The following is a 14,834-nucleotide window of genomic DNA, read 5'->3' on the forward strand; positions in this document are numbered from 1 at the left end:
TAAAACAGGACTTCTACGCGTCCCCATTTCGACATAAAATTCTTAGAACATCCTGACGTTCTCTCGCTTACTGGTCTGTTACTTAACCCATAATTTTTAGATTACTATGGCTATTGGCTACGTTGCCCTTGTCCTCCACGCTCATCTCCCGTTTGTTCGTCATCCCGAAAGCGATTACGTACTTGAAGAAGAGTGGCTTTATGAAGCCATCACAGAAACATACATTCCTCTATTGCAAGTCTTTGAAGGACTTAAGCAAGACGGGATCGACTTCAAAATTACGATGAGTATGACACCGCCGTTGGTGTCAATGCTGCAAGATCCGCTGTTGCAAGAACGCTACGATCAGCATTTAGCCAAGCTAGAGGAATTAGCAGAACTCGAAGTCGAACACAATAAGCACAACGGACACATTCGCTATCTTGCTGAACACTACGCCACAGAATTCAATAACGCCCGCAATCTCTGGGAACGGTACAAAGGCGATCTCGTCACCGCATTTAAGCAATTTCAAGACACCAATAACTTAGAAATTATTACCTGTGGTGCAACGCATGGCTATTTGCCGTTGATGAAGATGTATCCTCAAGCTGTGTGGGCGCAAATTCAAGTTGCTTGCGAACACTACGAACAAACTTTTGGTTGTGCGCCTAGAGGCATATGGCTACCCGAATGTGCGTATTATGAAGGTTTAGAGCGAATGCTTGCGGATGCAGGCTTGCGTTACTTCTTGACAGATGGACACGGGATATTGTACGCGCGTCCGCGTCCTCGTTTTGGCAGTTACGCACCTATATTTACCGAAACGGGTGTTGCGGCGTTTGGACGCGATCACGAATCTTCGCAGCAAGTTTGGTCATCAGAAGTCGGTTATCCTGGTGCAGCAGAGTACCGCGAGTTTTATAAAGACTTGGGATGGGAGGCTGATTACGAATATATCAAGCCCTACATCATGCCCAATGGACAGCGGAAAAACACGGGTATTAAATATCATAAAATTACTGGACGCGGTTTAGGACTATCTGATAAAGCACTTTACGATCCTTACTGGGCGCGGGAAAAAGCCGCAGAACACGCGGGTAATTTTGTGTATAACCGCGAACGCCAAGTCGAGCATTTGTATGAAATAATGCAGCGATCGCCGATCATTGTTTCTCCCTATGATGCAGAATTATTCGGTCACTGGTGGTATGAAGGTCCGTGGTTTATCGATTACTTATTCCGTAAATCGTGGTACGATCAAAAGACGTATCAGATGACGCATTTAGCAGATTACTTACGCGTCAACCCCACACAGCAAATCTGCAAGCCTTCGCAATCGAGTTGGGGTTATAAAGGATTCCACGAATATTGGTTAAATGAAACAAACGCCTGGATTTACCCGCATTTGCACAAAGCCACTGAACGCATGATCGAATTATCGCGGCGCGAACCCGCAGATGAATTAGAATGGCGGGCGCTAAACCAAGCTGCAAGAGAAGTCTTGTTAGCGCAATCCTCAGATTGGGCGTTTATTATGCGTACAGGAACGATGGTACCTTATGCGGTGCGCCGAACGCGATCGCACTTGATGCGGTTCAATAAACTCTACGAAGATGTCAACATCGGTAAAATCGATAGCGGTTGGCTAGAAAAAGTTGAGTCGATGGATAATATTTTCCCCAAAATCAACTATCGCGTTTATCGTCCGCTTTAAAGTAAGAATTAGGGCTTGGTATTGCCAAGCCCTCGGGGGTGCGTGTCACCTTCTTGAGAGGAAATTAGAGCAGGTTGTTGAGGTAAGCACAGCGGTGAGCTAACACGTTCGGCACATGCTCTGGTTTCCAACGTGCCCCCGAAATCTGTAATCGACGGTCAATCTGTTTGACGGTTGACTCTATAGCACCAGAACCAATCGAGCAAATGTCTTCACTCTGGTAATAATCGTAGTTGACGATCCGGTGCCGATGCTTCTGCAAATACTGACAGAAGCACTGCGCTTGATGCAGTTGACAGTCGTTAAATAACGCCAGAGCGTTTCATCCACCTTACCCCGCCACAACAGCCGCCGAGCTTCTGCTAAGCGATTCAACGACCCCCCAATCTTCTCCAAGTTCTCGCTCAAATGAAACCAATCGAGAATCTCTTGTCGCTCCACGGCATCAGGCAGTTGAGCAAATAAATTCCAAATTCCATCGTGACCATCGCCCAGGCAGGTTAGACCAGCAGCAAGCGGTTGATGGTTGAGCCACTCAAGCAGCGCGGCATTGTCGTCGAACCAGGCGGCACGAACTCCCATGGCAGCCAGATGAATCGCTTTATACTGCTTCCACAAGGGTTTCTGCCCTGACTCCACAATCAGTCGCACCGTTCCGCCATCAATGCTGGCTTCTGACACTGACTCGTCAACGCTGGGTGTTTCAAATGTTTGGCGTTGAACTAACCGCTGTTGCGTTTTGGCGCTAACGGCGATGCCGGTGAACAGTTCCACATCTTGAGCTGCGTGTTGATACGATACATTGGCACTCACCTGCAAACAGCATCGCTCCAGCATGGGACTCACCTGGCTACCCGTTTTCACTCCTAGTCGTTGGGCTTGTTCGCTGGTCACGCTTAAGCGTCCGAGAATACTCTTCAGCGTCCGTTGGTAGCCATCAGTTGTGCCAGTCGCTGCTGCAATAAAAAAACTCCCAGTTGCGGCAACACCGCTCGTTGCGTGTGGGTTCGGATAGCTTGCTCAATGCCTTCTAGCGTTTGCAGTTGTTCAGCGGGCGTGTTGCGATACAAAATGTTGGCAATTGTTTCAACACACTGTTGCCGTTGGGCGTCGTCTTCAGGAGTCATGGTCTTAGTAGATAGTTCTAGGTCTTCTCCAGCCTAATTTTTCTCCCAAGAAGGTGACACGCACCCAGCCCTCGGTAATACAACAAGCCTGTAACACTACAAAATTACCTGTTTGAAAAACTGCACAGCGCTTGATTTCATTGGCTAAAGCAGGAATTTTTCCTTGTTGTAAGAAACTAATCGCTTGATTCGCTGCATCGTACTGTCTAATCCAGCGACTGCGAGTTATGTATGTCGGCTGCCATGCGGAAGATTCAAGTAACCAGTAATCGATATTATATTTTTGAATAAAACTCTGCACTTGTTGTAAATCAGGGCTATATTGCGCCGCGATTAAATCGTTAGTTCTTTGTCGAATTTGGGCATAATAGCCTTTGTGATAGGGAACAGGAAATCCTGCACCACCTACTAAAATCGAACGTTGCGAAAACGAAGGAAGGTTAGTAGTTTCCTCGGTTAAAGAAGCAATGAGAATGTCTTTTGGTTGTTGCGCAAAAAATTCATATAAAGCTGGGAGTTGACCGATAACGTAGTCGGTTTTAGGAAACTTTTCTAGAAACGTTGGTGAGATGACAACGCTAGTAACTAATAAAGTTGCACCACCTAAAGCTAACCATTGATATTGTTGTGAATTTCGCTTGGTATATGCAGCCCAATCAAATAAAGCATCTAATACTATGGCGATCGCAATTCCACCCGCGATCGCGGTAACAATTCTCAAACTATGCTCAGTGTATCTTGTCGGCAGATGTAAGCGAAATAATAACGCATGAGCAGCAAAAAACATCACTAACGATGCTATAGTAACTTGTACCAAAAGCCAACCTTGAGAAGTTAGCTGTTTTACCAACGGAAATACTCTAGGAAAAAGCAGCATCGGGAACAACAGTAGCGTTGCTACTATGGGTAAGACAGTTCCATATTTGGGCATCATGCCGCTACGCTGTCCAGTAAACCAGAAGTGTTGCGGAATATCAACAAAAAACTGACTCAAGCCCATTGGTCTAAATTCTGGTAAGGTTCTCGCTTCAGCGGCTGTAATTACTGAACCATATTCTGAAGACTTTAACGCATAAACGGATAAAACCAGAAAAGCTACACCTAAAGCGATCGCACAAAATAAATAGTCACGCCGATTCTGTGTAAATGCAATTCCACGACGTTGCCAACGAACCAATTGCAAAACTAAAATACCTGCACAAATAAAAACACCTTGAGGATAAAACAAGCCTAGAAGTGCGATCGCAATACAGACAAGTAATAAGTTGCGACGCAATAAATAGAATAAGAAAGCGCTAAATAGAGGGTAGAAAAAAGCAACTGCTGTGCCAGAAACTAAATCGTCACGTAGCCATAAATACTGATTTAATAACAAAGTTGCAAAAAATCCTGCTAAAGGCACAGCAAACATTTGTAGGCAAGTACCAAAGCAAAATCCTGTTGTAATAACGCCTAATACTGTTGGTATAAATTTATTGAGCAACATAGGATCGATGCCCATTGTTGCGAAAAAACGATATAAGTTTGTATAACCTAACGGCGCGACTGATTGAAAGTAATCTGCTAACAAATCATTAGGAAATAACTCAGAATCTAAAAAACGCCGCATCCAAAATACGTGCTGACGAGCATCATCTTGGACAATATAATTGCTACTAAAACCTATTTTTAGACCTAATAGGCTATAAAGTATCGCAAAAGTCAAACTAAGACTGAGCCAAAATAATACCCTGCGATTGAATTTAATTTTCGGAGTAGTAACAAACTTTTTTCGACGTAAAGTTACCATAATAAAAAATATTTCGATTGATTAGCTATAAATACTAATTAAGAGTATCCAAATTCGATATCTTCAAAAAAATAAAGCGTGCGATCGCCCTAGTCAAAGTTTGAGTATTCATTGCTCTTATCTCAAATAACCACTATCCCAAACTATTAAAATACCGACGAATATTGAAAGAAATATGATTTAATTAAAACTAAGTAAGATTGTATAAATAAACATAAGAGCCTTTTGTCTCAAATGCATCAATTTGACGACCAAAGGTATCAAGGTATGTCGTTACTCTTTCTTTTTCCTGCGCCCAACTACGCACATGAGAAAATACAATCCAAACTCTTTGCTTCCCACGCAACTTATCCAAATCGCTAGTGTATCTTTGCCATTCCTTGTCTGAAATACCCTGTCCATCTTGTTTATCTAGATCATCTATACCTAAGATATAATCTTCCGCTTGATAACCAAATTTATTAGCATAATATTTAAATTGAAACTCAGCACGTTGATACACATAGATTATATCGTTTAGTTGTTGATGTTCTTTAATGTAAGCTATTATCGGTCTTATTTCTTGCTTTTCATATGGTTTAATCATTAAATATGTAGCAGTTCCTAGTGGGGGAACAAGTAGTAATATTAAAATTAAAGTACGTATTTTTATTTGATTTTTTTTTGTGTATTTAATCAATGCTACACCTTCGCTAATCAAAAGAATAAAAAAAGGTGTTAGAAATAATACTAGTCTGCCATCAAAAGGATAAATTTTTAAGTAAGCAGCAAAAAAAGTGATAATGACAGGAGATACGAGTATTAGTAAGAGCTTTGAATTTGTTTTAATTAAAGACACACAACCTAGAAAAAATGTAAAAACAGTAACTCCTAAAAATACATCTGGAAAGCCTAGGGGTTTATGAAAAAATTCCCAAAAAGTCGTCAAAAACCACGAAAAATCACCAATAGAATTTGGAAAAGTACCGCGACTCTCCCAGGAATTAAATAAATCTGTTTGATTAGCAAGATCTTGGAGTGTAACAGTATAGAGAATACAAAAACTTATCGCCCAAACTAAATAAATTATTAAAAGTTTTAGAATTGTAGTCACTCGTTGACCTATTAAAGCCAATACTAGTTGGCTCAGTGCGATCCCAGCTAAAACAAACACAATTGGATGCGAAAACCAAATTAATGTTGCTCCCAAAACACTGTAAGTTATGACTTGTGTAGGATTTAGCCTAACTCGTGACAAATCAATAAAAAGCAAACTGGAAAGTATTGCGATCGCCACATCACTAGAGTACTGTTTAACTTCAGTAGCATAGTAAACTATAATATGTAGGCTAGAGAAAAGCGCTAACGCTATCCATACGGTAGAGGGTTGTAAACAACGCTGTGCTAAGCGATAAAAGAGAAATAGTGAGATAATGGCTGACAAGAAAGGAAACAATCTTAAGGAATACTCGCTATCACCAAACAACTGTGTTGCTAATTTTTCTATGAATAGAAAGCCAATAGGCGCACCTTGATCGTAATCTAACGGTTCGAGTAACTCAACGTAGGAACGATTAAGGATATTGAGCGCAAGTGCTGCTTCATCATTCCATAGCGAACGATTATATAAGTATTGCACTGAGCGTACTAAGATACCAAAACTAATAATAGTCCAAGGTAATCTTTGCGGTGAAAATAATACTTTGTTGAGTGTTTTACTCAATTGATGATGCGTGTGTGATAGATGCATAGGATAATAGCTTAGAAACGGAGAGATTTTTTATTTGCTTGTATAGTTTGAATTGTTGACAGATACTGTCCTAAAAAAGGTAAACCAGCGATCGCAGGGACGAAATAGCGCGAAGTGCAGAGTAACCCTAAAGCCGCTGCTGTAGGTGCATTAAAATAAGGTTGATAAAACATGATAAGTGCTGCATCGCGAGTACCAATACCCGCAAAAGTCAATGGTAATAGCCCCGCTAAAATTGCTAAAGGAGATAACGCTAGGCTAGCAAGAAAAGGTGTCCAAGCATTCAGCGCAAGAATAAAAAACCAAATTTGCAACAAATGAAGAAACCAAATAAAGATTGAAGTTACAGCTATCTGTAATAGATGAACTTTATCATGCCAAAAATAATTATGCATTTGTCCCCAAGAACTACGGAATTTTTCTAGCTTTGGGTGAGTTCTTTTAGGGAGAATAACTCTAATAATATCAAAAAATAACTCCGCAAATTGGCGCGAAGCGAGTAGTAATACTCCTGTGACTAAGCCGAGAGTAACACTCGCATTCATTATCCAAAAGAGCCAATCGTTTTGCGAATAAAAGATTAAACCAAATACACACCACAGTAGTAATGAAAGTAAATCGCAAGTTTTTTCAAATATGACTAAAGATAGCGATAAAGAGCCGCTCAAATGCCCTCGCTCTTTCATAAAATAAGCTTTAGCAATATCTCCCATTTTGGATGGGAGAATCATATTCAAGACACTTGCGGCTAAAATTAAACGATTTGCCTCAAAAAAACCTAAACGCTTGCCTATAGGTATAAGTTGTTGTAATCTCCATGCTGTTAACATTGTTAAAGGAATAACCATCCCTAAACTAATTAACATCCACGAAAGATTACTATTTTGAAAAACTTGAATTAATCGAGGAAAGTCTATTTTCCAATAAATAATTCCTAAAATAGTAAAACTGACAATAATAGAAAGCAGTCTTTTCATGTAATTAAATCAAAGTAAGTTTATTATCTTTTTCAGCCTATAGTCTGCTCAATTTTAGAAACAACGCTCTATCTTTAGTGGTTCACCAAGAGCTAGTTTTCTTACTTCTTGTGTAAGATTAAACCATGATTGCATTTGATTGTGCTGAAATGTACGACTCATCACAACATATATAGAAGTTTGATCGCCGCCAATACCTGCATAAATGACATTATGCCAAGAGCGGGTATAAACTTCGTCAGTAATACACCATTGCCCACTATGCCAGCAAAGTTTTCGTCTAAAGTAATAGGGAGCGTTTTGTTTACCTGTAATTAATAATTTTTGCAGAATTTTACGAATTAAATTTGGAAAGAAACGTCCGAAAGTAAGCATTACAGCGCGTAAAATAAGCAAGTTTAATGGCGTCATTTGTTTTTGCTTTGCCCATCCCATTGTCCCAGCAATCGTAATTTCATCATCACCAATCGTCATTTCATACGCATCAACTAAATGTGCTACACAATTTTTCAGTTTATTTTTGATTTCAACTTGTAAGGAGATTTGAGTATCAGAAATAATTAATTGATTGTTGCGAAATAGTTTGAAAACGCCACCTTTATTTAAGGCTAAATACAATACTGTATTTTCGCGTCGCTCAATCAAAATCTTTGCTTCTTTTAACCATAAACGCCCTTGAGGAGGTGTGGTGAGTGTAGGACGCTGTGGCACAAAATCACGCCATGCTAGTAAATAATTCCAAGTATGATGTCCAATAATATGATCGTCAGCATAGCAAGGTGCTAATCCTTTAGCGAGTCCCTCAAGGAAGCGATCGCTAATTTGTAATGCTTCTGGCATCCAGCGCCCAATTAACTCAAATCCGTGCGGAAAGAAGTTATAAGTGTTACGACTGGCGTACTCACCACCATAGGAACCATCAGGATGCACAAAATGGGCTGCTAGCTTGACGGCTTTGATCAGTGCTTCTTTTAGCTTGGCATCGGGTTGGAGTTGATAAATTCTGGCTAAGCAGGAAATTGTCATTGTGTTGTAGCCAGGATCGCAGCCTTCGTATTCCTGAAACCACCCTTCAGAACTTTGCCAAGATAAAACGAGTTCTAGACGTTGCGCGATCGCCCTTTGCCATCGGGATGTTTGCAATAAATGAGAAAGTAGTAATAGACATAATGTAATTAAGGCTTGATGGTTGCTGAGTCGCCCGCTTTCTTGGTGGCTGGCTAACCAATCTGCCCGTTGGGAGAAAAACTGTAGAATTGCTGAATTATTTAGCCTGAACAGCACATAACTATCAATACACGCAAGTAACGAAAAAGCCGCTGCCCCACTCGCGCGTTCGTAAGGAAAGTAATCATCACACGAACCATCTTTGTGCGCGCTTCTCGCAGCATAAATAATACCTGCTTCTACCCAATCGCGCAGCACTGGTTGACGGTAAAAAGGGTTGTCAGGTAGATCAGTATCGTAAGCAAGCGCGAGTGGTAAAACAAATTCCTGTGCCATCCCGCTAGGAAAATCAATAATTTTATAATGCCAAAAGTTACGATCAAAGCAGCCATAGGTAGGGCTATGCGGATTGCGATCTAGTAGTGTCAAAATTTTAGGAATGTTTGCTAAAGCACTACGGGCAAATAAATTGCGGTGAGACATAAACTTAGATTTTAAAGTTCAAGGTGAACATTGCTTCCTTGCTTGACAGGTGAGACATCTTTGACAGTTCGCTTTACTGCATCTGTGTCTACCCGCCGCATTCGTAATTGCACCTCTTCGATTAGACGGCGATTTGCTGCCATTAAATCAGCAACTAAACCAAACATCCACAATTGAAAGCCAATTAAAATTAAAATTGCAGCCAGAATTAAACTTGGTACGCGCGTGCGTGTAGTAGTTTCAAAAAAGAAGAAAAATAACCAACGGAATCCTAATAATACCCCAATACTAAACGGCAAGGTGCCTAAGAACAGAAAGAAGCGTAGCGGTTTGTAGATAATGAAAATGCGCAGGATAGTAAAAAGCGATCGCACAACGTATCTTGGCGTACTTTTAACTAATCGCGACGGGCGCATCACTGGGTTAGTGTGAATTGGTACCGATGCGATCGCGATTCCTTTTTGCCCCGCTTGAATAATTGTTTCTAGAGTGTAAGTGTAGTTATTGAATACATTGAGTTGTAATGCAGCTTCGCGGCTAAATGCCCGAAAACCACTCGGCGCATCAGGAATTTTAGTATTACTCGCGATTCTCACAACCCAACTACCTAATTTTTGCAACAGTTTTTTTGATAGCGAAAATTGCTTGGTTTTCCAAATCGGTCTAGCGCCAACGACAATTTCGGCTTGGTGTAATAAAATTGGTTGGATGAGCGTAGGAATATCCTCAGCGCAGTATTGATTATCTGCATCGGTATTAACGATAATATCCGCCCCAGCCTTAAGACTTGCTTCCAACCCTGCCATAAACGCCTTGGCTAAACCTTGGTTTATTGGAAAACGAACAATGTGATCGACACCGTAGGCTTTGGCGACTTCAACTGTGCGATCGCGACTGCCATCATCAATTACCAACCATTCAATACAATCAATTCCAGGTAGCGATCGCGGTAATTTGGCTAGCGTTGTTCCTAAAGTATGTTCCTCGTTATAACAAGGAATTTGAATAATTAGTTTCATCATTGTCGATGGCGTGCAGCTTTCCTTGAGTAAAGGCGCATAAAACGACTGCACCTACTCGCAGAACTCGGATGGAGCTAAATTGTATAGCAAGCTCCACCTAATGAGTCCTAGAGTTAATAACAATTCAAGGAAATACTTCCTGAGTGAGTTTAGGAAATTGTCTGCGTGATATCAGCGTCTACCAGTAGCGTCGCTGCACCAGATGTGTAGCAATCGTACAAAATCCCATTAAGAGTAGTTGTACCGCCACTCAACCATCTTTGTCTTGTAGAAGTTACCGCATCACCAGCATTACCGTTAACGATGAGTTGATTTGTTGTATTTGATAAATCCAACAAGTCTAAACGAGTCAGTTTTAAGCTGTTATTACCAGTACCTGTCAAGTCAATTATCTCGATACCTTGAATTCTGTTATTTGGTAAAGTTGTTAAGTCAACAAAAACGCCACTACCATCGACAGCTAACGTGTCTGTACTACCACCACCATCAAGGCGTTTAAAGCTAAGAGTATCATTGCCTGCACCCCCGTAAAGCTCGTCGATACCCTTACCACCAATTAATCTATCATTACCTTGTTTGCTAGTAAGGATATCGTTACCCTCACCACCAATCAAAGTATCATTACCTGCTAGTCCTATGAGTGTGTCGTTACCTGCTTTTCCATCAAGGACGTTGTTAAGGCTGTTACCGGTAAGCGTATTGTTGACACTGTTACCATTGCCTATTGTTGCATCATGCGTCAGAACTAGGTTTTCAAAGTTATTGAACAGCGTGTAATCATAGGAAGCGTAGACAGTATCTATGCCCGCGTTTGCCTCCTCCGTAATACCTACTGTAATCACAACATCATACGGTACTCCGTTAAAAGGGTCGTAGGCTGTAACAATTTCTCGACCAACAAAATAAGTATCGTCGCCAACACCTCCTACATTACCACTCTGTAAAGCACCAGATAATGTATCGTTACCACTACCACCATACGCAACGCAACCAATAGCAGGGTATAAAACATCATCACCACTACCCCCATACAAAGTGTCTTCATCTTGAGAGTAGTAGTTACCATTAAACAATCGACTATAACTAGATGAGTAAAGAGTGTCGTTGCCATCACCGCCATATAGAATATCTTCTCCAAGGGACGTTGGGATATCATTACCAACGTTGATAATGTCGTTGCCCCCACCACCGATTAGAGTATTGCTATTAGAGTTACCTGTAATAGTGTTGTTCAGATTGTTACCTATTGCTGTAGTGGCGCGATTCCCGCGTAAGATTAAGTTTTCTACGTTTGCGGTTAATTGGTAGTTGGTATAGGCAATAACGGTATCTATTCCTGCATTAGCTGCTTCAATAATTTCATCATCAAATTGATCGCCTACGATATATGTATCGTAACCATCGCCACCATACAGAAAATCTGAAGTGGAATCACCTAGGTAATAGTTGTATTCCACATATGTAGTGCCAGCATTGAGCGTGTCATTTCCATCACCACCATACAAAATATCGCTACCATCATTGCCACCTAAACCATCATTTCCAACTCCACCATACATAACGTCATTACCATCACCACCACTCAAACCATCGTTGCCTATTCCTCCATCAAGTGTGTCGTTGCCACGTGGTACAAAAATATCAGGGTTATCTTTCGCTTCGCCAAACAGATTATCGTTACCACTACCTCCTGCTAAATAGTCATCGCCTATTCCACCATTAAGCGTGTCATTCCCACCCAATCCTAAAAGACTATCATTGCCTGCAAACCCAAAGATTGAATCTGCAAACTGAGTACTAGTAAGTGTATCGTTAGCAGATGTGCCATTATATAGTTGCCATAACTTTTCTGCCTGAATGTTAAGTAGAAATATGGTTTAATCTTGACAAAAATTTCCTATTGTCTATCTACAACTTCTGTAGAGAAGTAGAAGCTATTGATGTTAAGCTAAAGGGATTTTTGCCTCAAAGTTGATACTTTGAGATTAAGGTGTTAGGGACTATTTAAAATATAAACTTTCTGTAATGAAAATGATAAATTATGAGCTAAATTAAAGATTTAGCAAAAAACGGGCGAAATTTAAATTATTTGAAGGTATGTAGCAGAAAAAGCTAAACATCCGCAGGATTGAGCCGCATCATTGCCCAGGTTGTATAAGTACCAATCGGACTCCAAAGGAGATAAGGTACCAGTAAAAGTGCTGCCCAACCAGAAATTGGCAATACAGTGAAAGTTAATAAAAAACCGATAATTGCACCAGTACCACCAATAATTGCGCCCACCTTGAGGCTGCGTGTTTTAAACATTACTGGAGTGTACGCAATCGTAACTATTTCTAGTAATAAATAGAAGCCCATTAGTAACCAAGTAAAGTTTGTACCTGGATTGCTTTCCCAAACAATGTATGCTGACCAAGCACCGCAAATAAAAATAATTGTCCAAATAATGGGAATTAATGGCTCAAATGTCAACCAGCCAGGACGACGCAAGCGTCTAAACCACTGGCGATCGCCTCGCGTTATCAAGTTCGCACCCAGCGCAACAAGGAAAGCAACAGCCCCAATTACCATCCAAGACCTAATCATGTGCTGCCCTCGCTCCTCTACGCTGCATCACTATTATCTAGCGATTGTGCCACCTGACGTACAGAATTATTTGTTAAGGCAGGTTGCGTTTACGTAGTACATTAGTATAAGACTTTTGACACCAGGACCGCCGAAAAATTAGCAGCTAAACAACCTGAGCTAGGTGTCAACCGAATTCTTTTTGGTAATGCTTTGCAAGTGTACCACCAATGACATCGAGTTTACGTAACATTTGTTTAAACACTTGTTTCACAGAGTTCTCGGTAATCCATAGCATTGCACTAATTTCAACCGTTTAATGCTAGTTCACTAAAAAGCACAGGAGAAGCTTTGGTGCGAAAGGTGCAAGATTTTGGCAAACAACTCATCGAAACATTTTTTACCGTAAAGCAAACAGCTATACAACTGAGTGCGAATACTTAGTTAGCATGGGTAGAGTGGGTAACTACTGACTCTACTCGGCGATCGCCCTGTTCAATTTCCGTATTTTCATAGTGTTGCTTTTTAATTTATCTATGGCATTCTGAGGTACAGAAATATTTTTTATAATGCAATCAAATTACTATATTTTTTTCGATGCAATCTTATATATTGTGTTACCAATCTATTCTTGAGCGAAGAATTAAATTTCTGGTATCATACTGGAGTGGAAAATTTAAGGATGCTATACCTTGGAAGTTAGTTAAACATCTAAGCTTTTCTGCATGGAAGCGAATAGCTGTTTATTTGGCACTAGACTACATTGTTCTCCCTGCTGATCCATTGCACAAATTGCTTCCTAACAGTGTATTTACAGATACATTATCTTCTGCTTTTACCGTTATTTTATCTATCGCAATTTATATTGTCCCTGAGTTGAAAGCTGTTGGCAAAAACAATATTCAAGGATAGGGGCTTAACCTTTTATTGTTCAATAGATTAGAATCGGGTGAGCATTACCCACCCAAATAAATTAACTAAAGATACTGCCAAAGAATTCAACCGCTTCTTGTAATGCGGTAATAAAAATATCAATTTCCGCACGCGTATTGTAAAAAGATAAGCTTGCGCGTGCGGTAGACTGGACACTGAGATGACGATGTAGCGGTTGAGTGCAATGATGTCCGGCTCGAATTGCCACACCAGCTTGGTCTAAAATAGTCGATAGATCGTGTGGGTGAACCTCACCCGCAGTAAATGCAGCGAGTGCCGCCCTACCTAAACCTGCTACTTTGGGTTTAGGACCATAAGTGTGAATTTCGGGAATTTGTCCGAGTTGTTCCCACAAGTAAGCTGTTAACTCAGCTTCGTACGCATAAATGTTTTCCATACCAATCGCACTTAGATAGTCTACTGCTGCACCCAGCGCGATCGCTTCGGCAATTGCTGGAGTTCCTGCTTCAAACTTATTTGGTAGATCTGCGTAAGTAGCATGGTCTAAAAAGACATCCGCAATCATTTCACCACCACCTAAAAATGGCGGCATTGAGCGGAGTAAATCTAGTTTCCCATAAAGGAATCCGATACCGGTCGGCGCGCACATTTTATGTCCAGAAGCAACGAGCCAATCGCAGTCGATCTGCTGCACGTCAATTGGCATATGCGGTATGCTTTGGCAAGCATCAATTAATACTTTGACACCGTGTTGATGCGCGATCGCTGTAATTTCTTTAACTGGATTGATACAGCCTAACGTATTGGAGACATGAACTGTCGCGACGAGTTTAGTTTTTTCACAGATCAGTGATTTGAAGTGTTCTAAATCAAATTCTTCGTCGGGTGTAAGTTCAACAAATTTAAGTACTGCGCCGCTGCGTTGTGCAAGTAATTGCCAAGGAATTAAGTTGCTGTGGTGTTCCATCACGGAGAGAATAATTTCGTCTCCTGGTTGTAGAGTGCTTCCCCAGCTATAGGCGACTAAGTTAATTGCTTCCGAGGCGTTACGCGTGAAGACAATTTCTTGGCGCGAGGCGGCGTTGACAAAAGCTGCGACTTTATCGCGGGCGGCTTCGTAAGCATCGGTGGCTTTCGCGCTGAGGGTATGTACTCCACGATGTACGTTGGAATTGTACTGCTCGTAGTATTCGCGGAGTGTGTTGAGGACGAGGAGTGGTTTTTGCGATGTCGCGGCGTTGTCTAGGTAAACTAGGGGCTTGCCGTTGACTTCTTGGTGGAGGATGGGAAAGTCGTTACGGACGCGGTCGGCGAGGGTTTTTTCTCTGGTGAGTGTCATGGTTGGAAGGAGGTGATGGAACCACAAAGGCACAAAGGGCACGAAG

The 14,834-nt window shown here is 41.2% G+C and carries 10 protein-coding genes and 1 pseudogene; 2 read left to right on the plus strand and 9 right to left on the minus strand.

The genetic code is table 11. The features are described from left to right. The first annotated feature begins 106 nt into the window (after positions 1-106). Positions 107-1,696 carry a glycoside hydrolase family 57 protein gene (locus NIES1031_RS14725; RefSeq protein ID WP_073550285.1) on the plus strand — a complete coding sequence of 530 codons (1,590 nt, stop codon included), beginning with the start codon at positions 107-109 and terminating at the stop codon, positions 1,694-1,696. 64 nt (positions 1,697-1,760) lie between these two features. Here the strand turns inward: NIES1031_RS14725 and NIES1031_RS14730 are convergent. The 8 genes and pseudogenes from NIES1031_RS14730 to NIES1031_RS14775 all read right to left on the minus strand — a co-directional run bounded on the left by NIES1031_RS14730 (position 1,761) and on the right by NIES1031_RS14775 (position 12,576). Then, positions 1,761-2,823: pseudogene (locus NIES1031_RS14730) on the minus strand (ISKra4 family transposase). A gap of 4 nt (positions 2,824-2,827) precedes the next feature. Continuing rightward, positions 2,828-4,432, minus strand: a complete 1,605-nt coding sequence (locus NIES1031_RS14740; protein WP_236738845.1) for a hypothetical protein — start codon at positions 4,430-4,432, stop codon at positions 2,828-2,830. 370 nt (positions 4,433-4,802) lie between these two features. Beyond that, complete coding sequence (locus tag NIES1031_RS14745; protein WP_236738846.1) at positions 4,803-6,314, minus strand: glycosyltransferase family 39 protein; 1,512 nt, start codon at positions 6,312-6,314, stop codon at positions 4,803-4,805. Positions 6,315-6,352: 38 nt separating this feature from the next. Beyond that, positions 6,353-7,318 (minus strand): lysylphosphatidylglycerol synthase transmembrane domain-containing protein, encoded by a 966-nt coding sequence (locus NIES1031_RS14750; protein ID WP_073550288.1) that lies wholly within the window; start codon positions 7,316-7,318, stop codon positions 6,353-6,355. 54 nt (positions 7,319-7,372) lie between these two features. Further along, the gene (locus tag NIES1031_RS14755) at positions 7,373-8,968 is read right to left on the minus strand and encodes a hypothetical protein (RefSeq protein WP_073550289.1); all 1,596 of its coding nucleotides are present in this window, start codon (positions 8,966-8,968) and stop codon (positions 7,373-7,375) included. 11 nt (positions 8,969-8,979) lie between these two features. Continuing rightward, a complete protein-coding gene (locus NIES1031_RS14760) occupies positions 8,980-9,990 on the minus strand; it encodes a glycosyltransferase family 2 protein (RefSeq protein WP_073550290.1) in 1,011 nt (336 codons plus the stop codon). Between the two features lie 149 nt (positions 9,991-10,139). Beyond that, positions 10,140-11,864 carry a calcium-binding protein gene (locus NIES1031_RS14765; protein ID WP_407919502.1) on the minus strand — a complete coding sequence of 575 codons (1,725 nt, stop codon included), beginning with the start codon at positions 11,862-11,864 and terminating at the stop codon, positions 10,140-10,142. 238 nt (positions 11,865-12,102) lie between these two features. Continuing rightward, complete coding sequence (locus NIES1031_RS14775; RefSeq protein WP_073550293.1) at positions 12,103-12,576, minus strand: TspO/MBR family protein; 474 nt, start codon at positions 12,574-12,576, stop codon at positions 12,103-12,105. A 576-nt stretch (positions 12,577-13,152) separates the two neighbouring features. Between NIES1031_RS14775 and NIES1031_RS23865 the strand changes: the two genes are divergently transcribed. After that, positions 13,153-13,467, plus strand: coding sequence for a hypothetical protein (locus NIES1031_RS23865; RefSeq protein WP_143167786.1), 315 nt, complete (start codon positions 13,153-13,155; stop codon positions 13,465-13,467). A gap of 61 nt (positions 13,468-13,528) precedes the next feature. On the opposite strand, the gene NIES1031_RS14780 is transcribed toward NIES1031_RS23865, so the two are convergent. Next, positions 13,529-14,788 carry a SufS family cysteine desulfurase gene (locus NIES1031_RS14780; RefSeq protein WP_073550294.1) on the minus strand — a complete coding sequence of 420 codons (1,260 nt, stop codon included), beginning with the start codon at positions 14,786-14,788 and terminating at the stop codon, positions 13,529-13,531. Between the last annotated feature and the right edge of the window lie 46 nt (positions 14,789-14,834).

It is taken from the genome of Chroogloeocystis siderophila 5.2 s.c.1, from assembly GCF_001904655.1.
In the GTDB taxonomy this organism is placed as follows: Bacteria; Cyanobacteriota; Cyanobacteriia; order Cyanobacteriales; family Chroococcidiopsidaceae; genus Chroogloeocystis; species Chroogloeocystis siderophila.

What these genes read in the sequence shown, in the direction of transcription:
- NIES1031_RS14780 (WP_073550294.1), bottom strand. Translation starts at nt 14,788, where the DNA reads ATGACACTCACCAGAGAAAAAACCCTCGCCGACCGCGTCCGTAACGAC.
- NIES1031_RS14750 (WP_073550288.1), bottom strand. Translation starts at nt 7,318, where the DNA reads ATGAAAAGACTGCTTTCTATTATTGTCAGTTTTACTATTTTAGGAATT.
- NIES1031_RS14775 (WP_073550293.1), bottom strand. Translation starts at nt 12,576, where the DNA reads ATGATTAGGTCTTGGATGGTAATTGGGGCTGTTGCTTTCCTTGTTGCG.
- NIES1031_RS14760 (WP_073550290.1), bottom strand. Translation starts at nt 9,990, where the DNA reads ATGATGAAACTAATTATTCAAATTCCTTGTTATAACGAGGAACATACT.
- NIES1031_RS14740 (WP_236738845.1), bottom strand. Translation starts at nt 4,432, where the DNA reads ATGCGGCGTTTTTTAGATTCTGAGTTATTTCCTAATGATTTGTTAGCA.
- NIES1031_RS23865 (WP_143167786.1), top strand. Translation starts at nt 13,153, where the DNA reads ATGCAATCTTATATATTGTGTTACCAATCTATTCTTGAGCGAAGAATT.
- NIES1031_RS14725 (WP_073550285.1), top strand. Translation starts at nt 107, where the DNA reads ATGGCTATTGGCTACGTTGCCCTTGTCCTCCACGCTCATCTCCCGTTT.
- NIES1031_RS14755 (WP_073550289.1), bottom strand. Translation starts at nt 8,968, where the DNA reads ATGTCTCACCGCAATTTATTTGCCCGTAGTGCTTTAGCAAACATTCCT.